Source organism: Aeromonas sp. FDAARGOS 1410 (assembly GCF_019048745.1).
GTDB classification, from domain to species: Bacteria; Pseudomonadota; Gammaproteobacteria; order Enterobacterales; family Aeromonadaceae; genus Aeromonas; species Aeromonas jandaei.
The window spans coordinates 2,227,445-2,249,462 of the sequence record NZ_CP077401.1 but is presented as its reverse complement, the minus strand read 5'-3'; the positions used below and the strand labels follow the sequence as shown (position 1 = coordinate 2,249,462).

Here is a 22,018-nt window from a genome sequence, read left to right as displayed (position 1 = left end):
GAATTACATAGATACTAATTTGATCATGGAATGACATCATGTTTAATGGAAAAACAATTCTGGTTACCGGTGGCACGGGGTCATTTGGCAAAAAATTTATTGCAACCGTGCTATCCCGCTACCAGCCTGCACGACTGATCGTCTACTCCCGTGATGAACTCAAGCAGTTTGAAATGCAACAGTGTTTCAATAACCCCTGCATGCGCTACTTTATCGGCGATGTGCGCGATGGCGAACGCCTCGACACTGCGATGTGCGATGTCGATTTCGTGGTGCACGCAGCGGCGCTCAAACAAGTACCGGCCGCGGAATACAACCCGATGGAGTGCATCAAGACCAACGTTGGGGGGGCCGAGAACGTCATCAAGGCTGCACTCCACAATGGTGTCCAGAAGGTTATCGCACTCTCGACCGACAAGGCTGCCAACCCGATCAACCTTTACGGTGCCACCAAGCTCTGTTCTGACAAGCTCTTTGTCGCCGCCAACAATATGGCTGGTAAGAATCCAACCATCTTCTCGGTCGTGCGTTATGGCAACGTCGTCGGCTCACGGGGCTCGGTCGTACCCTTCTTCGACAATCTGATCAAGAGCGGCGCCAATACGCTTCCTATCACTCATCCAGAGATGACCCGTTTTTGGCTGACTCTGCAGCAAGGGGTGGATTTTGTACTAAACAATTTCAAGCGCATGCGTGGCGGAGAGTTGTTCGTACCTAAAATACCGTCGGTCAGGATCACCGATCTTGCTACCGCTATGGCCCCGTCGCTCAAGCAGGAGATTATCGGTATTCGTCCCGGGGAGAAGCTCCACGAGGTGATGTGCCCGGCAGACGACGCCTTCCACACCTATGAGTTCAACGACTACTACGTGATAGCTCCCAGCATCAGCTTCAATAGCCGTAACAATGATTTCAGCATTAATGCTATGGGTGAAACAGCCAAACTGGTCGCTTCAGATTTTGAATACAATTCTCTAAATAATCCTCATTTTTTGTCGATAGAGGATATAAGTCAGGTAAACGCTGAGGTACTGACACTATGATCCCGTACGGGAGACAACAAATCACATCGGACGACGTTGAAGCTGTATTGGATACGCTACAGTCCGATTTTTTGACTCAAGGGCCCCAAGTACCTGCGTTTGAGCATGCGCTTGCTCATTATTGCGCAGTACCGTATGCAGTTGTGTGTAGCAATGGAACTGCAGCGCTCCACTTGGCATGCTTGGCTGCAGATGTTAACCATACATCTCTGGTCTGGGTCTCTGCTATCAGCTTTGTTGCATCAGCTAACTGTGCTCGTTATTGTGGTGCTGAAGTTGACTTTGTAGATATTGACCCAGAAACGGGAAATATTTCAATTCAAGCATTGAGAGATAAACTTGCTTGGACTAAACGACGTCCGAATGTATTGATAATTGTTCATTTGGCAGGTCAGCCTTGTGAGCTTTTTGAAATTCATTCTATCTGTAAGCAATATGGCATTACTCTAATTGAGGATGCCTGCCATGCACTGGGAGCTAGCTATCTCGATAGTAAAATTGGTGAGTGTCGCTATAGTGATATGACTGTATTTAGCTTTCATCCTGTAAAAGCTATTACTACAGGTGAAGGGGGCGCAATTACTACTCGTCATCCAGAGTTTGCCAAACGCCTTCAATTATACCGGGGGCACGGCATTACCCGTGACAGCGCGGATTTCAATACAGGTGCACCTGGCGACTGGCATTACGAACAGCACGAGCTAGGCTATAATTATCGTTTGACAGACATACAAGCTACGTTGGGTATTAGCCAACTCAAACGTCTTGACTCCTATATTTCTACAAGACACCAAAAGGCAGATTATTACAACCAAAAACTAGGTGACTTGGGAATATCGCCTCTATTACAAATATCTAATATTCACCATGCATTTCATCTTTATGTTGTGCGTGTTGAACAAGGACGTAATGCTTTACTACAAGGTCTGCGTGATAAGGGGATAATGGCAAATCTCCATTATCAGCCAATTCCCAACCAACCTTACTATAAAGCATTGGGTCAGATTCCCACTAATTATCCTGGGGCAATCATTTATGGGGATACAGCGTTGAGTTTACCGCTATTCCCGACAATGACAATTCAGGAGCAAGATGAAGTCATAGACGTGCTTAAGCAATTATCATGAAGTTAGCCTTAGGCACGGTGCAATTCGGTCTGGATTACGGGATCAGCAATCACGACGGACAAGTCTGCGATGAGGAACTCGACGAGATCATTGCATTGGCCCGTCATGCAGGTATCGATACCCTGGATACTGCGCAAGCCTATGGCAATGCCGAGCAGAGGCTGGGACAAAGAGATATCACCGGCTTCACAATCATCGACAAACTGGCGCCTGGGCTACCGCTGTCCGATGTTAAGGCCACAGTCAACAACAGTTTGCATTTGCTGGGGCGAAAACGGCTCGATGGTCTGCTGCTGCACCGCAGCCAGGATGCCTCACCGGCCATGGTCGAGTTGCTCACCGATTTGCAGAAAAAGGGCTCGATCGGAAAACTCGGGATCTCCGTCTACTCCCCGGAGGAGCTCGATGCTTGGAGCGCAGCTGGCTATCCTCTGGAACTGGTGCAATTACCTGCCAATTTGCTCGATCAACGCTTTTTACGTACTGGATGGCTCGACAAACTGGTAGATATGGGTTGTGAAATCCATGTTCGCTCGCTCTTTTTGCAGGGACTGTTGTTGATGCAGCCAGCACAGCGACCTGACTATTTTCAGCGTTTCGCTACCGCACTTGAACGGTTTGACCAGTGGCATCCCTCAATGGCCCCGCTTGGCAGAGCCCTCTCCATCATGACGGCCCTACCACAGGTAAGCCGCTTTGTTGTCGGTGTTTGTCATGCCCAAGAGCTGGCCGCTATCATTGCGGCCAGTCAAGCGCAGCACGAGTGCTACGAGGCCGATATCGCCCATCTGGCGTCTATGGAACAGGAACTTATCAACCCCGGACTCTGGAGAACACAATGATCCTAGGTATTCTGCAGGCCAGAACCAGTTCTTCCCGCCTGCCCAACAAGGTACTGAAAGAACTGCTGGGCGACCCCATGCTGGCAAGGCAGATTGAACGGCTGCAACAGAGCAAGCTGCTGGACAAGCTGCTGGTTGCCACCAGCAATAAGCCAGAAGATCGTGCCATTGCCGAACTGTGCGAAAAGTTGCATATCCCCTGTTTCTGCGGTCCTCTTGACGATGTGTTGCTGCGTTTCTATCTAGCGGCCCAACCCTACAGTCCGACCCATGTTGTGCGTCTCACCGCTGACTGTCCACTGGCAGACCCAATGGTAATAGACGAGCTGATAGCCCTCCATCTCTCGGGCAAGTTCGACTACAGCAGCAACTGCGGCAATCCCAGTTATCCGGATGGGCTGGATGCCGAGATCATGACTGGTGCGACTCTGGCAACCTTGCAGGAAAAAGCCACCACGCAGACCGAGCGGGAACATGTCACCTATTACGTTCGCTGTCATCCCGAGCAGTTTTCCATCGGCGAATTGCAGCGCTCGCCTTCGCTGGCCCACCTGCGCTGGACTGTCGATGAGCCTGCCGATTTTGAGCTGGTAGAGCGCATTTATAAGGCTCTCTATCCTGTCAACCCAACCTTTACGACCGACGATATCCTCGACCTGCTGGTGCAGCAGCCGGAGCTGGCAACACTTAATACCCGGCACCAACGCAACGAAGGATTGGCTAATTCGCTAGCCAAGGAGAATCACATATGACCTCACGTTATCAACATTCACTGGCTCTCTCGGTTCGGGCGGAACAGAGCATTCCTCTTGGCTCCCAAACCTTCTCCAAAAGCCGCCTCTGTTTTCCCTATGGCGCCGCCCCACTCTTTATCGAGCGCGGCAAAGGTGCACATGTTTGGGATGTAGATGGCAACGAGTATCTTGATTTCGCCAGCGGCCTGCTGGCCATCAGTCTTGGATATTGCGATCAGGATGTGAATGAGGCAGTAATGGAACAGCTCAATCTGGGCTCGATCTTCTCCCTTCCCCACCGGCTGGAAACCGAGGTCGCTGAACAACTCATTGAGCTTATCCCCTGTGCCGAAATGGTTCGCTTTGGCAAAAACGGGACTGATGCCACCTCAGCCTGTATCAGGCTCTCCCGTGCGGTCACAGGCCGCGAGCGGGTGGCCGTTTGTGGCTACCACGGCTGGCAAGACTGGTATATAGGCTCGACCACCCGCCATTTGGGGGTCCCCGAATGCGTAAGAGAGCTGACGCACAGATTTGACTACAACGATCTTGCCTCGCTGCAGCGTCTGCTGGACGCTCACCCGGGCGAGTTTGCCGCCGTCATTCTGGAACCGATGAATGTAACCTGGCCAAACCCGGATTTTCTGCCTGGTCTGCGCCAACTCTGCGATGCCCATGGAGCGCTGCTCATCTTTGATGAGACCATTACCGGCTTTCGAAATCATCTTGGAGGGGCACAAACTCTATTCGGAGTAACGCCAGACCTTGCAGCTTTTGGCAAGGGGATGGCTAATGGATTCCCGATATCTGCCGTCGTCGGGCGTAAGAAGTATATGAAGCGTATGGAAGACATTTTTTTCTCAGGAACTTTTGGCGGCGATGTTATTGCTTTAGCTGCGGCTAAGGCCGTCATCAAAAAAATGCGTCATTACGATATACCTGCTTGCCTAACGGAACGAGGACAATTTCTCCTTGATGGCTTGAACACCATATTAACTGATATAAAAGCACCAGAATGGATAAAAACCGCAGGACACCCTACATGGTGTTTTTTGTTAATCACCGACTCTCACAATCACTCAAGTTGGTTATTGAAAAGTTATCTGATGCAAGAGTTATGTAAGCGAGGTATCCTGACACTAGGAAGTCATAACCTCAACTACTCTCATACCTACGCGGATATCAAGAAAATATTGAAAATATACACTGAAGTACTACCTGCGCTGATAGATCACGATAGTAAAATGACAATTGAAAAAAATCTTGACGGTGAACCTATTCAACCTGTCTTTAAAGTACGTTGACTAACAAAAATATCCATAAGTGCGCATACAACAATAATTTTATTCTATGCGCACTATTTAGTTAACTTGTATATGTTACATAACAGACTTCAATAATTACATTGAAGTAATCCATTTATCCCTAAATATATCTACCACTCAAAACCACAATTACTTTTCACTAAATAATGAAATTGTCAAATCTGATAGAGAACGAATGCATTTAAAGTCATTCTTTTCTTGTGGAATATCCAACGTGTCTGTAAGTAAATAAGTAACTAGACCTGCCTGGAGAGCAGATGTAGCACCTTGGATAGAATCCTCCACCGCAACAACATTACCAGGAGATAGCCGAGATTTTTTCAGTGCAAGCAGATATGGTTCAGGATGAGGCTTCCCATTACGAACATCTTCGCCATCGATAATTAAATAGAAGGTGTCCTTCAAGCCATTCAGAGCTAACCATGCCTCAACTCTACTTCTCTTATTCGATGTCACTATAACTAAACGATACGAATGCTTCACCGCCTCATGAATCAACTTTATCGCCCCTACACTAGGGGGAGAATTAATATATAATTCATCTATCAAATCATTATACTCAGCAAGCAATGATTGGTTGCTTTCAGGTAAATTGCGCCACTCTTTTAGACAACGAACAACCTCGATTAAAGGAGGGCCATTTAACTTTTCAAATTCAAGTTTAGACGCCTGTTCTCCCCTTCGAGACAGGAATAAAGAATAAACATGAAACATTGACTCCAAACTTTGAACCAATGTTCCATCAAAGTCAAAAAAAATCCCTTTCATGTATTTACCTTGACCAAACATTATTGTTTTTTATATAGATACAATCTATTTTGGCCATAATCTCCTAACATTCCATAGTTATCTTCGGTTAGAGCACATGATAATTTTGCAGCAGCTTCAACCATGGGGTTTTCATAGTCGACTTTGCCACCATTAATCATTGGCAGAAGAACATAAAGAACGACATCATGCAATGTTGAGAAACAGCTGTTTTTAATTTCAACGAAACCCAACGATTTTAATTCATCATGAACCAGCTTTTCATTCATAAAGTGATTAAATTCCGCTGGTTCTCTCTCCTCAAGACCAACAAGTGTTCGCAAATGATTTTGTCTCGAGTAAGAGCCTATAGAATTTTCAAGCATCAAAAAATACCCACCTGATTTTATTTTTTCTGCTATATTGGCAATGGCTTTCATTTGCAGCGAATCTGTATTTAGGTTTATCAAGCATCGAACAGTAAAAATTAAGTCGTATTGCTCAACCGGACATTCCAAATTGAGAACATTACCCACATCAAAGCAAATTGATTCATTATCGATTAGTTTGCTTTTCCTAAGTTTCTCCGCCGACATAATCATTTCTTCAATAAAATCTATCCCCTGGTATCTATAATTAGGAAAGACTTCATGCAACGAAAAAATATTGTAACCATTGCCACAACCGATCTCCAAAATTCTCGAGTTAATTGGGAGCGACTCTTTCAAAGATGAAATGGTTTTTTTTAATTCAGCCAACTCGATTAGTTTTGCTGTTCCCGTTTTAGTGGTAGCCCGGAGCTCGGTGCCATAGGTAATAGCCCAATTTTTCCAATGCTCATGAATCTGAATCAAATCAAACTTATCTTTCATAAGTTTACCTCCATACATACTATCTGTTAAGATAGCATAACATTCCACTTTAAGGGAAGATATAATATGCTAAGCGTGCATGAGCTTTCAGATAACGCAGTGCTTCTCATAGAAAGAGATCGAGCTAAACATGATGATGCACTGCTTACTATAGTCGATAAAATTTGGTGTGAAGCGCAAAGAAAAAACAGTCGCCTTTTCGATGGAAGTATACTCTCTTGCATATCAGACTCATCAAACAAAATTACATCAGTCATCGATAATTACAAATTTTTCTTTTCAAAAAAAAGCCATCCGGAGCTTCTTGAAAAAATTCAAATAATGCCCATTGCAGTTTCTGGCATTCTGGAATGCCAAGATGGTTTTGTTTTTGGAAAACGAGCCAAATTCACAACCCAAGATGCAGAACTCTGGGAGTTAGTACCAAGTGGTGGGTTAGATGCTTCCATAACAAACGACATAAATACATATGATTTCAAGCAACAATTGCTGACTGAGCTATATGAAGAAATGGGGATAAACCAAGATATGCTTCGCACAATAACTCCTTTTTGCTATGTTATTGACCATGAAGCATCTGTGCTAGATATTGGTATTTATATGTATAGCGATGTAAACCAAGAGACGATTAATCACTGCTTTACAACAGTCCGCTCTTTTGAGTATGAATCAATTATTTTTATCCCTAGGAACATAATTATTGATTATATTGCAATGGAAAGACAAAATATATCTTCTATTTCTATTGCAATTATGGAATTTTTCTTAAAAAAAAGATAAATTAACAAGTATAAATAGACCACGTGAGTATTTACCTATGATTCCTTTCTCTATTAATGGCCGTCTGATTGATCAGAATTCCCCACCTTACATTATTGCCGAATTATCTGGTAATCATAACGGGGATCTAGGCAGAGCATTAGCATTGGTAGATGCTGCAGCTGATGCTGGTGCTGATGCAATCAAACTTCAGACCTATACAGCCGACACTATGACACTCAACTGTGATCTGCCCGATTTTCACATCGAGGGTGGATTATGGAATGGCTATACACTTTACGAGCTCTACACCCTGGCACATACCCCGTGGGAATGGCACCGACCTCTCTTTGAACGAGCCAAGTCACGCGGATTGACCATTTTCTCCACTCCATTCGATGAGAGTGCTGTTGATTTTTTGGAAGAACTGGGTACTCCCGCATACAAAATTGCCTCATTCGAAATTACCGACCTTCCCCTTCTCAGCTACATAGCTCAGCAAGGAAAGCCGGTCATTATCTCTTCTGGCATGTCGAATGAAATTGAAATTGCCAAGGCCCTGACCATTTTGCGTGAAAATGGCTGCCCACAGATCCTGCTACTTCATTGTGTCAGTGGCTACCCAACCCCTCTTGCCGATATCAATCTCAAGCGTATTACCCGCTTGGCAGAAACATTTTCAGTACCTGTTGGTCTATCTGATCACACGCTGGGGAATACCGCAGCTCAGCTGGCAATAGCATTGGGCGCTGTGGCCATCGAGAAACACCTGACCTTGGCTCGCGCTGATGGCGGCCCAGATGCCGAGTTCTCCATTGAACCACATGAACTGAAAGAACTCTGTAGCCAGACAAAGCTCTGCTGGCAAGCGGTGGGATCCGGAGAAAGTGGTGGTAACCAAGCTGAACAGGCAAACCTGAGATTTCGTCGTTCTTTATATTTTGTTGCCGACATTCCTGCGGGTACAACAATAAAGCAGGAACACATCCGAAGGATCCGGCCTGGCTATGGGCTGCCACCAGAATCACTACCACAAATATTGGGCAGAAAAACTCGCCATGATATTAGTCGTGGGAAGGCTGTTCATATAGATGACTTTTTATAAAAGCTAAAAGCAATGATTTATAACTCTCATATTATAGGATATTTTATATGAAACAAAAAAATGTATTCATTAAAGAGGAAGCAGATGCATGGTATGAGAGAAATAAACTCTGCATCAACCAAAAGTCTCTGAATAATGATCAAATATTCATAGCACTACAAAACATCGATTGCCAACCAAAACGAATCCTTGAAATTGGCTGCGCAAATGGCTGGCGATTGGCACAACTGGCTAACCATTATGGTGCCAGCTGCTATGGAATAGATCCATCAAAAACAGCTATTGAGGATGGCACTCTGAGCTATCCCGCATTAAATCTAAGCGTTGGAACTGCAGATGGTTTACCTGATATTGAACCTGTCGATCTTATTATTTTCGGTTTTTGTTTATATCTATGTGATCCACAGGATCTTTTCAAGATTGCGGCCAATAGCGACAGATTACTAAAAGATAAAGGTGTAATGGCTATTTTGGATTTTTGCCCTCCGGCAGGGCACTATCGAAATGACTACCAACATTATGCTAACCTTTTTAGCTATAAAATGAATTACAGTAGTATGTTTAGTTGGCATCCAAGTTATTGTCGAATATATGAGCATGTCACACATCATGATGGCACCAATGAGCTGGAGCCAGATGCATTGGTGTCTGTTCAGCTATTAAAAAAAGACTCACAGCTTCTTGACGCGAAAAATCCATACTCCAAAAAATATTGCTAATAGTAATGGGAGGTTTTTTACCTCCCATTGTGAGTAATAATACCTTATGCACTACACTAAAAACATCATTCCTTTCTAAAAAAGGACATGATTTCATTATCAATCATATCAACACTATCGAAAGATCTTGGATACATCTCTTTTGCCTTTGCTAAAAAATCTAACCATAAGCAGATCGCGGGCCTCATCAGCTCTATTGTTTTCTCCTCTCCCTCAAATGAGTAAAGAATGGAACTCAATAGAGTAAACACATAGTTCATTGAACCAATCATGATCTGAGATATATGTTTTTGTCGAGTTACTGCAATCTGCGAGAGATAGCCCATATTGCGCAACATCAACTGATTGATTTCATTTCTAGATGAGAACTTATGTTGCCACTCACCCATCATCTTATCGATTAAAATATCAAAAAACTCAACATCCAGATATGGTTTGAAGTCTTCTTTTGACAAAGGGATTGGGGCTGATAGTTGCGTAATTTGGTGAATCAGCTCAGCTTTATCTATGATTTGTGAAAAACTGATTTCACTATCAGGCAATGGTCTTGCTTTTGCAATTTTAGCCCCATCGCTGCAGTTAAAGCACTGAACATGTTCATTCGCAGCTAATACTTGTTCAATCACTCTTCGGGATGTATTAAACATGGCATTGCTTATTACGACACCACCAAAGTTACCTTCATGCTGCCACTGACTATCTCCATACATCAACTCTCCAAGTACCTCAGCGCCTTTATCACTATTGTAATACGCACTAAATTTCGAGTGATGATGCCCTTTGTTTTTATAACCATTATCAAGGCCAAATAAATAGATGTTTTTAAAACCAAGATGAATTGGCGCAGTGACTCCAATATTGCCAACTAAAGGATTCACCCCCCCCAAGGCCGCGTATTTTTGCAAATGTGGGAAATTTACATTATAGAGGAGAACACCAGGCTCACTGCGCTTAAACATTAATACTGATTTTTCAAACAGCGTAGAACAATAGGGATGGATAACATCTGTACTTAGGAAAAGTATATCTCTAAGATAATCTTGGTCATTCATATTAACCAAGAAGTCATAAACAATCTTAGTTCGTTCTGTCTCAACATGAATGTCAGGCTTTATACCTACTTTATGCAATGCAGAAATCGCGCTGCCACAAGAAATTAAAATTGCTTTTTCTTTATTGTTTTCAATAACAGGAAGAGAGGCATCCAAAGATGGACCATTAGCAATAACAAAAATCGGAGTTCGATTGTATTCAGATGGTATCTTATTATCCTGTATAAGGAATGGAACAGTTCGTTCAATATTATCAACTGTATGAGAAAGAGCTATCAGATTATCATCAAAAAAACCCCACCCCATCACCAGCAGATAATACTCACGCTGGATTCTCTCAATTAAACTTTTGATTTTATCATTTTGGTAGCCCCACATGATAAAGGCATTAGCGATAAGAAAAGAACCTCGGCTATGAATAGCCGATGCAAAATCATTAAAAATAGTATCTTCATCCTGGCCTAATAGGATATGTAGACCGAGGTTCTCTTTATGTAAATAATCAAGCAGAGGTGCCCAATCGAAACAGAAAAGAGATGCATAAAAAAGATCTAGATCTGGTTCAAAAAGAAATAGAGTGCCAATTTTGCATTGTTCATAAAGATAACCAAGGTGATACCCCAAACCAACCCCAAACACCAGTGCGGTAGGAACTTCAGTTGGCACTTTTCTTAATGGATCTTCTCGAATGGAAATATCATCTAGATAAGCATTGAGTTTATTAAGATACTCAACGTGCATAAATCCGAGTGGGTTGGCTTCTTGACTAAATGAGAACTTGGATAAACCACCTTTATCCATGAACTCTTTAACTAACGTCTCGCAGATAAGATACGGTTCATCACCATATACCGCGACATCATCATCAATCCAAGCCATGTTTGGCTGGCCATTTTCATTACAAAAAAAACGAAATGGTCGGATTGGTTGATATGACTCATACATGTCTGCAATATGGGGGATATATTTACGAAATGCAGCAATATTCTGTGAGAATCGAAGTGGCAAAGCAACCGACATGGCAGCCTCTTGCTCTGCACGTTCTTTTAGTCGTAAAGCAACACCTTCGGCTTTTTTCAAAATATCATCAATATTTTCCGACATCAGAACTCCTTGCTACTCACACTATTATAAATTTGCTTTGCTTTACTCGCCAACCCAATAGCAGATAACTCATTGAAAATAAGTTGATGGTGATCAGATGCCACTTTTTTCATGCTTTCTTCTTGTCGAAAAAGTAATGTAGCCAATAAATTGGCATCTTGCTTCAGTGAAGGTTCACGTTCAACGAGATACAGCAAACGATCAATCAAAGAAATTCGATAATCCATACAGACCAGAGCATCATCATAGCTTTTTATGGCTAATAGATATTGAAGTTGCTCGTAATTTTCTGTGAGAGCTTGTTGCAAAGAGGCTAAAGTGGTCATTACAACTCACCCAGTTGCTGTCTCATCTGATAGCCCTGTTGTTTAGCAGAATCGGGTAACTGATCCCAGCCAGATTTTATAGTTACCATCAAAGCCATAACCTCTTCAATCGGGGCTGCATCCAATGCAAGGCTCGCATCCCAAATTCGCTCGTCCATGTAGGAGTAGAGGCTATATAGATCTTCAGCAATAGCCCCTTGACTCATATCAAGCGCATCCTGCAAACCATGTAATAACCCCTGAGCTTTCGATACAGCGGTAGATTTGGCTTCCATATCGCGACGCTCAATTGCACCTTTGGCTTGAGCCAAACGTTCAAGTACACCTTGCATCATGAGCTGAATCACACGATGAGGATCAGCAACAGCCAAGTCAGCAGCGACACTGGTTGCCTTATATGCTTTTAGATTACGCTGGTACATCGCCTGCTCCTCGTAATGTTTGCAATATATAATTTATTTGTTGTTGATTTGTAGTGATTGTAGCGCAGCCGCAGAGTGATTCATTTTCGCCAGCAACGCATCCAAGCTGCCATATTGAGCACGTAGTGATGCTTCATATTTTACCAGTTGGGCATTGGATGTAGCTTGTTTTTGGTTCAAGCTACGCAGATCAGCATTTAAAACATCTGTACGTTGATCCAACATACCGCCAGACTTGGAATACTCTTTTAAACCCGTATTCAAGGTTGCAGCAATACCCTTTTCGCCACCAAAAAGACCAACAACCTGGTCAAAGTTTTTATCCACAGCCTCATCAAATTTGGTTTTATCCAGAGACAACTTACCTTTATTGTCCATCTTAATACCCACTTCGAAGATGGTTGAATAAGTCGTACTGGTACCTGCTTTATTTGTTACGGTATTAGCCATAAAACTGCTAATGGTACGTGTGCTCGCATCACCAGCAAGCGCGCCACCATCATCTTGTCTAACTCCGCCAACGATACTATTGCGCTTGCCCAGCGCATCCATTTTATCTTGCAGTGCGTTATAACCATCAATAAACTGCTTGACCATATCCTGAATTGCAGTTTTATCTGTTGTTATCGCAACCTTGTTGGATTTCAGAGTCGTGCCATCACTTTCTTTATCGGATACACGCAAAACCGTTAATTTCAAATCCTGAATAGAGTCGTCAAATACATTGGTATCACTTTTAAGTGTATTACCATCAACAGTAATCTCAGCACTACTAGCAGCTTGCTTCTGGCTCATCACCGAACCTGCCGCACCTGTAGCAAAGATATCCAGCTCAGAATTATTGCCAGTGATCACCAAATCTTTGCCATCTCCAGATATACCGGAGTCAATAACAAATTTTGCCTTACCATCTGCCGTATTGACGATATTTGCACTAAGACCGAAGTTATCGCCATTACTATTGATACTTTTACGAATGTCTTGCAGAGTATCCCCTGCTTTGACATCAACTTTGAACTCCTTGGTACCAGCTTTAAAAGTTAATTGACCGTCTTGAGTCACAAGTGGGGTGGTCGAACTGGCAAATTCACCTTCAACACGGCTAGTAGTAGCCAATTTATTGACGGTAATGTTGTACTGGCCATTGGAGCCACCACTTTTACTCTCCACCTTCATCACTGGATTATCTTTATCCTGGGTGATAGTAACGGCTCGCTTGTTGAAGGCCCCAGGTTTGCTCAAGGTATCGAGAATATCGGTGAATGCGGTGAGAGATGACTTCAACTGGCCTATACCTGATATGCTGATCTGGGTGCTGTTTTGCTTGGTGACTATGGGCTTCTGTAGTTGAGCCTTCTTGGCAGCCACGCTAGAGGCAATAACGCTCTCGAGATCCAGCTGAGAGCCCGCCCCGGCAGAAGTAATGGCCATGTTATCTTCTCCTCATCAATTCGATTCAAATCTCGCTATCAAACAACAATCCGCGTTTGGGGTTCGCCCCTGCTTCACCTTGCTGCAACGCCTGGATCCGCTTGTGGATAGCAATCAACTCTTCCGTAGGGATCTGGCGGATCACCGAGCGGGTATCAGAGTCCATTACCTTTATTACCATCTGGCCAGACTCCTGCTCCATGCTGAAATTAACGGTCCACCCTTGCAATTTGCCAAATTCCTGCAAGTTTTGTACCTGTTTTTCAACATCTGCCTGGCTCTGCACTTGTTGAAGCTCAGTTTCCTTTGCCTGCTCCTGACTTTTCTGCTGTACAGTCCCGGCATCCTCTACCGTGCCAGAAAGCAGTTGAGCGGCCACTTGGCCGCTCTTGTCACTTAGCTGTAAGGAAGCGCCATTGGCAGATGACAGGTTGCCTATTTCGGTTGCCATCTTATCTCTCCCATCTTAGTCAGCCTGGTCCACTCATTACCCGAGCAGGGAAAGAGCAGACTGCGGTCTCTGGTTAGCCTGAGCCAAGACACTGGATGCAGCCTGTTGCAGAATATTCTGCTTGGTCATGTTGGCTGTTTCGGTTGCGAAGTCCGCATCACGGATACGAGAGCGTGCAGCACTGACGTTTTCCGAGATATTGGCCTGGTTACGAATGGTAGAATCCAAGCGGTTTTGCACTGCACCTAGCTCGGCTCGCTTGCTATCGACGACTCCGAGCATAGCATCAGCAGCTGCTAACACTTGCTGTGCACCATTTTGGGTACTGATGCTGATAGAACTACCTGCGACAAAGATAGCTGTCACGTTGATAGCTGTACCTATAACAGTACCAACATCCACTGTTGTGTTTGCCGCAGCAGCAATACCAGAAATACTGAAACCGTTTGCTTGGGTCAAACTGAAACTGATGGTCTGGTTGGCATCAGCACCGACCTGGAAGCTGCCAGAAAAAGTCCCATCAAGTAATTTGGTGCCAGCAAAGCTGGTATCTTTGGAAATCCGGTTGATTTCAGCACCCAGCTGATCAACCTCTTTTTGCAGCGCTTCACGATCCTTGGCTGAGTTTGAGCCGTTGGCAGACTGTTGCGCCAAGGTACGCATGCGCTGCAGCATACCGGTCACTTCATCCATCGCCCCTTCTGCCGTTTGTGCCAGAGAGATACCGTCGTTGGCGTTACGGTTACCCTGATCCAGACCGTTGATCTGGGAGGTCAGACGGTTGGAAATCTGCAAACCCGCAGCATCATCTTTTGCGCTGTTGATGCGCAGACCGGATGCCAGACGCGTATACGAGGTATCCAGAGATTTGGTGGTATTCATCAAATTACGCTGAGCGTTCAGTGATGACGTGTTGGTGTTAATGAACATGGCCATAATAAATTCTCCCGAAGAACATGCGACTGCGGGTTGCGCTGCCAAAGCTGACAACGGCCCACCGTAGAAGAGGAGGTTGAACGAGTCTCTCTCTTCTGGCGGGTATCTGTTTGAACGGACAGGCTACCCGCAGCTATGCAAACGTTGGATTCCGAACACCCCTCGATTGCCTCATCCTCTTTAACGGCAGTAAAGATGCAACCTTTAGAAAAATAATGTGCACAACGGCAGATAATCTGACGCATCTGATTTCAAACGTTAAGAATGAAACATCGTCTAAAGTGAGTAGCCAAAACTTTGACGCCAGTGCGCTTGTAGCCCTCATTTCTGCGAAATGAAGTGCGCTTGGGCAAAAGAGGGGGGCTGAAAATGTGTCCTGATTCGGAATGCATAGAAGATAAAAAAACAAAAAAGCGGCCTAAAGAGGCCGCTTTCTCATACTTGATGAAGCTCTGGCATTGTTATCCCAACAGTGACAATGCAGATTGCGGGCGCTGGTTGGCCTGAGCCAAGACGCTGGACGCAGCCTGCTGCAGGATGTTCTGCTTGGTCATGTTGGCAGTCTCGGTTGCAAAGTCCGCATCACGGATACGAGAGCGGGCTGCACTGACGTTTTCCGAGATGTTGGCCTGGTTGCGAATAGTGGAATCCAGACGGTTTTGCACCGCACCAAGCTCGGCTCGCTTGCTATCTACTACAGCTAGCATTGCATCGGTTGCGGCAAGCACGTTTTGAGCATTACTCTGGCTACTGATGCTGATCCCCCCAGCACTGCCGCCAACAAAGATCGCTGACAGCAACACCGTTGCACCTGTAGCAGTAGTGATAGAGGTGTTAGCTGCAGCTGAGATTCCCGAAATGCTAAAGCCATCAGCTTGGGTCAGGCTGAACCCGATAGTCTGGTTAGCATCGGCACCAACCTGAAAACTGCCAGCAAAAGAACCATTCAGCAGTTTGGTACCAGCAAAGCTGGTATCTGTGGAGATACGGTTAATCTCCGAACCAAGTTGATCTACTTCTTTTTGCAGCGCTTCGCGATCTTTGGCTGAGTTGGAACCGTTGGCGGATTGTTGAGCCAAGGTACGCATGCGCTGGAGCATACCGGTCACTTCGTCCATAGCGCCTTCTGCCGTTTGTGACAGAGAGATACCATCGTTGGCGTTACGGTTACCCTGATCCAGACCGTTAATCTGGGAGGTCAGACGGTTGGAAATCTGCAAACCCGCGGCATCATCTTTTGCGCTGTTGATGCGCAAACCGGATGCCAGACGGGTGTACGAGGTATCCAGAGACTTGGTGGTATTCATCAAATTACGCTGGGCGTTCAGTGATGACGTGTTGGTGTTAATGTACATGGCCATAATAAATTCTCCCGAAGAACATGCGACTGCGGGTTTCGTCACCATTACTGCATGACGGCCCACCGTAGAAGAGAAGGTTGAACAGACCTTTCTCTTCTGGCGGGTATCTGTTTGAACGGACAGGCTACCCGCAGCTATGCAAACGTTGGATTCCGAACACCCCTCGATTGCGTCATCTTTTTAGCGGCAGAATTTAGCCAAGCTTTAGGAAAATTGTTGCCGTTAGCGGCAAGCCTTCTCCGGTGAGGGGTAACATACTCAATCGCCCCACCCTCTATGGGGGAGCCTTCCAGCCATGCCCATAGATGAGCCTGAGGAAATATAATTTTGGCATGATGTATGCAGATATTGGGAGGAGTGACGCCAATTTGGCGACACAATAAAAAATGGCCGGAGAACCGGCCTAAAAATGAGCATATGCTCAGGAGAATATGACCAAGCGTGACAGAACTGAACAGCTGGACAACACTTGGCATTACTAGTAGAGAATTATATCTCTCCCGATAGAACAGAGTGCGAACCCGAACACCCCTTTGTTCCATCTCTTGACCAGGGCGGCCTGAACAACCGCCCTGTTTTCTTTTGTTAGCCTTGCAGCAGTTGCAGTGCTGACTGAGGTCTCTGGTTGGCCTGTGACAGGATACTGGAAGCTGCCTGCTGCAGGATATTCTGCTTAGTCATATTGGCAGTTTCGATCGCGAAGTCAGCATCACGGATACGTGAACGAGCTGCACTGACGTTTTCCGAAATATTAGCCTGGTTGCGAATGGTTGAGTCCATACGGTTTTGTACTGCACCGAGCTCGGCTCGCTTACCATCTACTATTGCGAGCATGGCGTCTGTGGCAGCAAGCACGTTTTGTGCATTACTCTGACTGCTGATACTGATCCCGCCAGCGCTACCACCGACAAAGATGGCTGACAGCAGCACGGTTGCACCAGTAGCTGTAGTGATTGATGTATTCGCGGCGGCTGCGATCCCCGAGATACTAAAGCCATCTGCTTGCGACAGGCTAAAGCTGATGGTCTGGTTGGCATCGGCACCGACCTGGAAAGTTCCGCCGAAAGAGCCATCCAGCAGTTTGGTACCGGCAAAGGTGGTCGAGGTCGAGATACGGTTGATCTCTGCCCCCAGCTGATCCACCTCTTTCTGCAAGGCATCACGATCCTTGGCAGAGTTGGAGCCGTTGGCTGATTGCTGGGACAGGGTACGCATGCGCTGCAGCATACCGGTCACTTCATCCATTGCCCCTTCGGCAGTTTGTGCCAAGGAGATGCCATCGTTGGCGTTGCGGTTACCTTGATCCAGACCATTGATCTGGGAGGTCAGGCGGTTGGAGATTTGCAGACCCGCCGCATCATCTTTTGCGCTGTTGATGCGCAGGCCGGAAGCCAGACGAGTATAGGAAGTATCCAGTGATTTGGTCGCATTCATCATGTTACGCTGAGCGTTGAGTGATGAAACGTTAGTGTTGATAAAAAGGCCCATGACTATTCTCCTAAGCTATTAAATTTACTCTTCTATTTGCTCGAGCTTTATTATGTTTCGTGCCCGATGCGTCTTATTTAACGGCTCGTTTTTCGATGTCTTTAGCATTTTTTTCAACGCTTCATCGCATTAACGCCGCTTACCCTATTTATCGGCATGTCATCGATTAACTTAAGGAAAAAATCGCCACTTCAGTGAAGATAGGAAGGCCTGTATCAACGCGCTCCTCGCAGCACCACAAGCAACCCATACGGCACCGACGCTTCCAGGAAGAGGAAAAAAATCGGGGCAGACTCGCAATTTTGTCGACGGCATCTTGGCGGTTGACGCCGCCAGCCCCTAAAATCGCCGCCCCATCAACAATTTGACGTGAGTTGTTTCCATGCAGACAGTGGTTGAGCAGCTTGTTTACATCAGCGACATGTTTGGTACTGCGGTATTCGCGTTTTCAGGGGTTCTGGTGGCGGGCCGGCTCAGGATGGACGGATTTGGCGTCATGGTTTTGGCGGCGGTCACCGCCATCGGTGGCGGTACCATTCGCGATATGATCCTGGGGGCTACCCCCGTGTTTTGGGTTCGTGACCCTCTCTACATCTGGGTGGTCATTGCAACGGCACTCATTGGTATGTGGATGGTCAAACTGCCGCGCCGCATGCCCTGGTATGTCTTGCCGGTGGCGGATGCCTTTGGGCTCGCCCTCTTTACGGTGATCGGCGCCCAGAAAGCCCTCAACTTTGGTACTTCGGGGCTAATCGCCGTGCTGATGGGCACCATGACCGGAGTAGCTGGCGGCATGATCCGCGATGTGCTGGCCCGGGAAGTGCCCATGGTGCTGCAAAAAGAGATCTATGCCACCGCCTGTATCCTCGGCGGCATTCTCTACACGCTGGCACTGGAGGCCGATATGGATCGGGTCACCGCCATGCTTATCTGCATGAGCGCCGTATTTGGCCTGCGGGTTGCCGCCATCTATTGGCATCTCTCCCTGCCCACCTTCTCGCTACAGCGCAGCAATTGAGGGAAGCCCCGCACAGTGTGCGGGGCTTCGCGTTGAACCAAACCCGCTTTTCTGTTGTCATACAACACAGTTGTTGTTAGCTGGGACTTCTCATGCAAAAGATCGGAATGTTCGCCACGCTCTTTCTCACCAGCGTGACGGCACTTCATGCCGAGGCACAAGCGGTGTTTGGTCGATTGGCCTCGGCGCCAGTACAGCAGTTTAATCAGGTAATACGTCAGGCCAGCAACGAGCAGCAAGGCTGGGTCAATGATTATCGGGAAGTGGCACTGCGCTTTGTCGGCCATGGCGACATGGCCAGTCGTATCCACGCCCAGCAGCTGGATAACGATCTGGTTCTCTCTGTCGCACTGGATGGCGCCCACAGTGACATGCTCTATATCCTGACCCTCTATCGCAGCAACAATCTCTGGCAGATGCGAGAAGCCGAGATGGGCTGGCGCTGTCAGGGACAAGATTCTTTCACCCCGGTCCCCTGCCCCTGACAGGCATGACAAAGCAGGTGAAATAAAAAATCCGGCACACTGGCCGGATTTTTTATGGGAGATTGAGCGTCAAATTACGGACGGTAAACTTTGACGTTGGCAAAGCCCTTCTCTTTCAGGTAAAGCGCCTGCAGCTTGCTCATCACGCCGCGATCGCAGTAGAGCAGGTAGGTCTTCTCCTTGGGCAGATCGCCAAAGGCGGTAGCCAGCTTGAAGAAGGGGATATGCATGACCTCACGCCCTTCCACCAGCAACGGCTTCTCGTCGTGCTCGTCCATGGAGCGGATATCGAGGATCACCTCGTTGTCACCGCTCTCGGCGGTAGTCTCCACTTCCTGCACCTCGGCGGCGGTCTCTTCACCAATGCGACGAATGTCGAGGTAACGGGCCTCGGCCACCACCTTGTCCAGAATGGCGAAGTCGAAGTTGCCCTCTTCCTCTTCAATGCGCGCCAGATCTGCCTTCACGGTCGGTTTCTTGGAGATGACCCCACAGTACTCCGGCATGGTCTCGGCAAACTCCAGGGTGCCGATACGGCGGGCTTCACTGATGATGTCCGGCTTGTCCCAGGTGATAAGCGGGCGCAGGATCACCTTATCGGTCACCCGATCGATGACGTTCAGGTTGGTGAGGGTCTGGCTGGATACCTGGCCCACACACTCGCCGGTCACCAGCGCCGGGATCTGGAACTCGTCAGCCACTTTGGCAGCCGCACGCATCATCATCCGCTTGAGCACCACCCCCATCTGACCGTTATCGATCTTCTCGAGGATCTCGGCGACCACCGGCTCGAAGTCGACCGCAGTGAAACGCACTCGATGGGATGAACCGAAACGGTTCCACAGGTGATAGGCTACCTGCTTGACGCCGATTTCGTGAGCGGCGCCGCCCAGATTGAAGAAGCAGTAGTGCACCCGGCAGCCACGCTTGATGAACTGGAAGGAGGCCACACCGGAGTCAAAACCGCCGGAGATGAGGCTCAGCACATCTTCCTGAGTGGCGATGGGCATGCCGCTCAGCCCCTGATGGATGGCGCTGACGATGAAGAGCTCTTCGCCATCGATCTCGAGGTTGATCTTCACATCCGGATTCTTGAGGCGCACGCCGTTGCTTTCACAGTGCTGGTTCAAACCACCGCCCACGTAGCGCTCAATCTCAAGAGAGGAGAACTCGTGCTTGCCGTGGCGCTTGGCGCGCACACAGAAGGTTTTGCCCTTGAGCTGGTCGCCCCACACGGCTTTCACCTGCTCGAAGATGTCGTGCAGATCGGTGAACTTGCTGGCCTGAACCTCGAGGAAGGCCTGAATGCCCGGAATACAGGCCAAAGCTTCGATAGCCTGCTCGCGGAACTGGTCATTGCGGGAGCTCACAATCAGCTTGTCCCAATCCATCCGTACGCGGGCATCGTCGTCGAAGCGGCGCAGGACGTTGCGGATATTGCCCTGCAGGATCTTGATAAAGCGCTGGCGAACCGACTTGCTCTTGATGGTGATTTCCGGGAACAGCTTGATAATGAACTTCATGGTAATGACTCGGGTGACCTTGATTTAAGGGCGCGAATTATATCAGAACTTTGTGGCCAGCGCCTACTGGATGAGCGTTTGCTCACATTCCCCCACGCAGTGTTTGCCGTGCAGCGCCAATCTTGCGTATATTCCCGACCCTGCACCCCGGCACCACTTCTGGCGACAGACCGATACGATGAAGACCTATATCTACTACCCCGGTATGGAGGTACGTGACGAGCTCTGGCTCAAGTTTGCCCTGCTCTATCTGGAGCGGCTCGCCTTTGTCTTCACCGTCAGCGAAAAGAGCGGTCTCACCGCCCTGCAGCAAACCCTCGAGCAAGAGACCGATCTGCTGGCCGAGCGACCCGATGCCGTCTTCTTTGCCGCCATCACTCCGCAACTCGAAAGCCAGTTAAGCAGTTTGCTTGCTCCCGATTTTGTCCGTCACAAGGTGTTTGGCAACAAGGAGCTGGTCACCCGCTGGCGTCAGGGGGCCAACCACGACTGCTTCTGCCCGGATCAGGCGGGGCTGGAGCGGCTGCACGGTTTTTGCCTCAACCATGGTTTTGCCAGTCGGGATCAGGGGGGGATCAGAATGGCACGGCGCTTTGCCAATCTGCTCTCCATGCGTCTCGCCCGTGAGTGGGCACTCGCCAATGACGGGGCGCTCATTACCGATCACGACTATCTGGACCGCCTGCTCCATCTGCTCGAATCCCGCTACCACAATCGTGGTGGTCAGGATTGCTTCCACCTCGAGATCCCGTTGCAAGTACCCACTCACCTCGGCGAGATCTCTTTCGCCGAGCTTATCGCCCTGCGCGGGCGCAGCGGCTTTCGCCAGCAGTTGGCCGAATTTCATCTGGCCCTCGACAACCTGCTCACCATGCTGGGTAGCGGCTATGCCGACCCGGCGGCCCTGACCCGCTTCGAGCAGGCCCGGCAAGGTCTCAATCAACTGCTCGGCCCCGAGACCATCAACATGCCACTCACCACCCTGGTCAGCACCAGCCTGCCCGCCGTGGCGATGCTCCATCAGTTAAAGGCGAGCCATCCCGAAAGCGACCTCATCTTCCATCCCATCAAGAAGAGCCACTTTCACCAGCGCAAGAGCCAGCACTTCTTCACCCGGCTCGGTCATCTGCGCCAACCGGGCTGAACCG

General features: G+C 47.5%; 22 protein-coding genes. 11 read left to right on the top strand and 11 right to left on the bottom strand.

Annotation, left to right across the window (positions count from 1 at the left end):
- Positions 1 to 38: 38 nt before the first annotated feature.
- Genes pseB through I6L40_RS10570 form a run of 5 tightly spaced genes read left to right on the top strand, consistent with a single transcriptional unit; the run spans position 39 to position 5,050 of the window.
- Positions 39 to 1,043, top strand: a complete 1,005-nt coding sequence (gene pseB / locus I6L40_RS10590; protein WP_071911514.1) for a UDP-N-acetylglucosamine 4,6-dehydratase (inverting) — start codon at positions 39 to 41, stop codon at positions 1,041 to 1,043.
- The gene (gene pseC, locus I6L40_RS10585) at positions 1,040 to 2,170 is read left to right on the top strand and encodes a UDP-4-amino-4,6-dideoxy-N-acetyl-beta-L-altrosamine transaminase (protein WP_071911517.1); all 1,131 of its coding nucleotides are present in this window, start codon (positions 1,040 to 1,042) and stop codon (positions 2,168 to 2,170) included. Before pseB ends, pseC begins: the two co-directional genes overlap by 4 nt.
- Positions 2,167 to 3,012: an aldo/keto reductase gene (locus tag I6L40_RS10580; protein WP_216995394.1), complete on the top strand. Its 846-nt coding sequence runs from the start codon at positions 2,167 to 2,169 to the stop codon at positions 3,010 to 3,012. The genes pseC and I6L40_RS10580 overlap by 4 nt, the downstream gene beginning before the upstream one ends.
- Positions 3,009 to 3,764 carry an NTP transferase domain-containing protein gene (locus I6L40_RS10575; RefSeq protein ID WP_071911521.1) on the top strand — a complete coding sequence of 252 codons (756 nt, stop codon included), beginning with the start codon at positions 3,009 to 3,011 and terminating at the stop codon, positions 3,762 to 3,764. The genes I6L40_RS10580 and I6L40_RS10575 overlap by 4 nt, the downstream gene beginning before the upstream one ends.
- Positions 3,761 to 5,050: an aminotransferase class III-fold pyridoxal phosphate-dependent enzyme gene (locus tag I6L40_RS10570; RefSeq protein WP_071911523.1), complete on the top strand. Its 1,290-nt coding sequence runs from the start codon at positions 3,761 to 3,763 to the stop codon at positions 5,048 to 5,050. The genes I6L40_RS10575 and I6L40_RS10570 overlap by 4 nt, the downstream gene beginning before the upstream one ends.
- A gap of 150 nt (positions 5,051 to 5,200) precedes the next feature.
- On the opposite strand, the gene I6L40_RS10565 is transcribed toward I6L40_RS10570, so the two are convergent.
- The gene (locus I6L40_RS10565; protein WP_158025280.1) at positions 5,201 to 5,839 is read right to left on the bottom strand and encodes an HAD family phosphatase; all 639 of its coding nucleotides are present in this window, start codon (positions 5,837 to 5,839) and stop codon (positions 5,201 to 5,203) included.
- Positions 5,840 to 5,859: 20 nt separating this feature from the next.
- Positions 5,860 to 6,690, bottom strand: coding sequence for a bifunctional 2-polyprenyl-6-hydroxyphenol methylase/3-demethylubiquinol 3-O-methyltransferase UbiG (locus I6L40_RS10560; protein ID WP_139731915.1), 831 nt, complete (start codon positions 6,688 to 6,690; stop codon positions 5,860 to 5,862).
- Positions 6,691 to 6,756: 66 nt separating this feature from the next.
- Between I6L40_RS10560 and I6L40_RS10555 the strand changes: the two genes are divergently transcribed.
- Genes I6L40_RS10555 through I6L40_RS10545 form a run of 3 tightly spaced genes read left to right on the top strand, consistent with a single transcriptional unit; the run spans position 6,757 to position 9,273 of the window.
- The gene (locus tag I6L40_RS10555; RefSeq protein WP_071911529.1) at positions 6,757 to 7,470 is read left to right on the top strand and encodes a hypothetical protein; all 714 of its coding nucleotides are present in this window, start codon (positions 6,757 to 6,759) and stop codon (positions 7,468 to 7,470) included.
- A 37-nt stretch (positions 7,471 to 7,507) separates the two neighbouring features.
- Complete coding sequence (gene pseI, locus I6L40_RS10550) at positions 7,508 to 8,554, top strand: pseudaminic acid synthase (protein WP_071911531.1); 1,047 nt, start codon at positions 7,508 to 7,510, stop codon at positions 8,552 to 8,554.
- A 47-nt stretch (positions 8,555 to 8,601) separates the two neighbouring features.
- Positions 8,602 to 9,273, top strand: coding sequence for a bifunctional 2-polyprenyl-6-hydroxyphenol methylase/3-demethylubiquinol 3-O-methyltransferase UbiG (locus tag I6L40_RS10545; RefSeq protein WP_071911533.1), 672 nt, complete (start codon positions 8,602 to 8,604; stop codon positions 9,271 to 9,273).
- A gap of 65 nt (positions 9,274 to 9,338) precedes the next feature.
- On the opposite strand, the gene I6L40_RS10540 is transcribed toward I6L40_RS10545, so the two are convergent.
- The 8 genes from I6L40_RS10540 to I6L40_RS10505 all read right to left on the bottom strand — a co-directional run bounded on the left by I6L40_RS10540 (position 9,339) and on the right by I6L40_RS10505 (position 17,844).
- Positions 9,339 to 11,429, bottom strand: a complete 2,091-nt coding sequence (locus I6L40_RS10540) for a 6-hydroxymethylpterin diphosphokinase MptE-like protein (RefSeq protein ID WP_071911535.1) — start codon at positions 11,427 to 11,429, stop codon at positions 9,339 to 9,341.
- Entirely contained in the window at positions 11,429 to 11,755 is a 327-nt protein-coding gene (locus I6L40_RS10535) for a hypothetical protein (RefSeq protein WP_071911537.1), read from the bottom strand. Before I6L40_RS10535 ends, I6L40_RS10540 begins: the two co-directional genes overlap by 1 nt.
- Positions 11,755 to 12,177 (bottom strand): flagellar export chaperone FliS, encoded by a 423-nt coding sequence (fliS, locus tag I6L40_RS10530; RefSeq protein ID WP_041209323.1) that lies wholly within the window; start codon positions 12,175 to 12,177, stop codon positions 11,755 to 11,757. The genes I6L40_RS10535 and fliS overlap by 1 nt, the downstream gene beginning before the upstream one ends.
- A 33-nt stretch (positions 12,178 to 12,210) precedes the next feature.
- A complete protein-coding gene (fliD, locus tag I6L40_RS10525) occupies positions 12,211 to 13,608 on the bottom strand; it encodes a flagellar filament capping protein FliD (protein ID WP_071911539.1) in 1,398 nt (465 codons plus the stop codon).
- 25 nt (positions 13,609 to 13,633) lie between these two features.
- Entirely contained in the window at positions 13,634 to 14,059 is a 426-nt protein-coding gene (locus I6L40_RS10520) for a flagellar protein FlaG (protein ID WP_041209321.1), read from the bottom strand.
- Positions 14,060 to 14,095: 36 nt separating this feature from the next.
- Positions 14,096 to 14,995, bottom strand: a complete 900-nt coding sequence (locus tag I6L40_RS10515; RefSeq protein WP_043851939.1) for a flagellin — start codon at positions 14,993 to 14,995, stop codon at positions 14,096 to 14,098.
- Between the two features lie 461 nt (positions 14,996 to 15,456).
- Positions 15,457 to 16,356, bottom strand: coding sequence for a flagellin (locus I6L40_RS10510; protein WP_043851940.1), 900 nt, complete (start codon positions 16,354 to 16,356; stop codon positions 15,457 to 15,459).
- A gap of 585 nt (positions 16,357 to 16,941) precedes the next feature.
- Entirely contained in the window at positions 16,942 to 17,844 is a 903-nt protein-coding gene (locus tag I6L40_RS10505; RefSeq protein WP_041209926.1) for a flagellin, read from the bottom strand.
- Positions 17,845 to 18,226: 382 nt separating this feature from the next.
- Between I6L40_RS10505 and I6L40_RS10500 the strand changes: the two genes are divergently transcribed.
- Positions 18,227 to 18,862 (top strand): trimeric intracellular cation channel family protein, encoded by a 636-nt coding sequence (locus I6L40_RS10500; protein ID WP_041209925.1) that lies wholly within the window; start codon positions 18,227 to 18,229, stop codon positions 18,860 to 18,862.
- A 92-nt stretch (positions 18,863 to 18,954) separates the two neighbouring features.
- Entirely contained in the window at positions 18,955 to 19,347 is a 393-nt protein-coding gene (locus I6L40_RS10495; protein ID WP_033113821.1) for a hypothetical protein, read from the top strand.
- A gap of 74 nt (positions 19,348 to 19,421) precedes the next feature.
- Here the strand turns inward: I6L40_RS10495 and thiI are convergent, their stop codons facing one another.
- Entirely contained in the window at positions 19,422 to 20,870 is a 1,449-nt protein-coding gene (gene thiI, locus I6L40_RS10490) for a tRNA uracil 4-sulfurtransferase ThiI (RefSeq protein ID WP_043851942.1), read from the bottom strand.
- A 178-nt stretch (positions 20,871 to 21,048) separates the two neighbouring features.
- Between thiI and I6L40_RS10485 the strand changes: the two genes are divergently transcribed.
- A complete protein-coding gene (locus I6L40_RS10485; protein ID WP_216995393.1) occupies positions 21,049 to 22,014 on the top strand; it encodes a hypothetical protein in 966 nt (321 codons plus the stop codon).
- Positions 22,015 to 22,018: the final 4 nt, after the last annotated feature.

Coding starts and splice junctions, on each gene's coding strand:
- I6L40_RS10565 (WP_158025280.1), bottom strand. CDS start 5,839: ATGAAAGGGATTTTTTTTGACTTTGATGGAACATTGGTTCAAAGTTTG.
- pseB (WP_071911514.1), top strand. CDS start 39: ATGTTTAATGGAAAAACAATTCTGGTTACCGGTGGCACGGGGTCATTT.
- I6L40_RS10505 (WP_041209926.1), bottom strand. CDS start 17,844: ATGGGCCTTTTTATCAACACTAACGTTTCATCACTCAACGCTCAGCGT.
- pseC (WP_071911517.1), top strand. CDS start 1,040: ATGATCCCGTACGGGAGACAACAAATCACATCGGACGACGTTGAAGCT.
- I6L40_RS10520 (WP_041209321.1), bottom strand. CDS start 14,059: ATGGCAACCGAAATAGGCAACCTGTCATCTGCCAATGGCGCTTCCTTA.
- I6L40_RS10560 (WP_139731915.1), bottom strand. CDS start 6,690: ATGAAAGATAAGTTTGATTTGATTCAGATTCATGAGCATTGGAAAAAT.
- I6L40_RS10555 (WP_071911529.1), top strand. CDS start 6,757: ATGCTAAGCGTGCATGAGCTTTCAGATAACGCAGTGCTTCTCATAGAA.
- fliD (WP_071911539.1), bottom strand. CDS start 13,608: ATGGCCATTACTTCTGCCGGGGCGGGCTCTCAGCTGGATCTCGAGAGC.
- I6L40_RS10500 (WP_041209925.1), top strand. CDS start 18,227: ATGCAGACAGTGGTTGAGCAGCTTGTTTACATCAGCGACATGTTTGGT.
- I6L40_RS10580 (WP_216995394.1), top strand. CDS start 2,167: ATGAAGTTAGCCTTAGGCACGGTGCAATTCGGTCTGGATTACGGGATC.
- I6L40_RS10570 (WP_071911523.1), top strand. CDS start 3,761: ATGACCTCACGTTATCAACATTCACTGGCTCTCTCGGTTCGGGCGGAA.
- I6L40_RS10485 (WP_216995393.1), top strand. CDS start 21,049: ATGAAGACCTATATCTACTACCCCGGTATGGAGGTACGTGACGAGCTC.
- I6L40_RS10510 (WP_043851940.1), bottom strand. CDS start 16,356: ATGGCCATGTACATTAACACCAACACGTCATCACTGAACGCCCAGCGT.
- pseI (WP_071911531.1), top strand. CDS start 7,508: ATGATTCCTTTCTCTATTAATGGCCGTCTGATTGATCAGAATTCCCCA.
- I6L40_RS10495 (WP_033113821.1), top strand. CDS start 18,955: ATGCAAAAGATCGGAATGTTCGCCACGCTCTTTCTCACCAGCGTGACG.
- thiI (WP_043851942.1), bottom strand. CDS start 20,870: ATGAAGTTCATTATCAAGCTGTTCCCGGAAATCACCATCAAGAGCAAG.
- I6L40_RS10515 (WP_043851939.1), bottom strand. CDS start 14,995: ATGGCCATGTTCATTAACACCAACACGTCATCACTGAACGCTCAGCGT.
- I6L40_RS10535 (WP_071911537.1), bottom strand. CDS start 11,755: ATGACCACTTTAGCCTCTTTGCAACAAGCTCTCACAGAAAATTACGAG.
- I6L40_RS10540 (WP_071911535.1), bottom strand. CDS start 11,429: ATGTCGGAAAATATTGATGATATTTTGAAAAAAGCCGAAGGTGTTGCT.
- I6L40_RS10545 (WP_071911533.1), top strand. CDS start 8,602: ATGAAACAAAAAAATGTATTCATTAAAGAGGAAGCAGATGCATGGTAT.
- I6L40_RS10575 (WP_071911521.1), top strand. CDS start 3,009: ATGATCCTAGGTATTCTGCAGGCCAGAACCAGTTCTTCCCGCCTGCCC.
- fliS (WP_041209323.1), bottom strand. CDS start 12,177: ATGTACCAGCGTAATCTAAAAGCATATAAGGCAACCAGTGTCGCTGCT.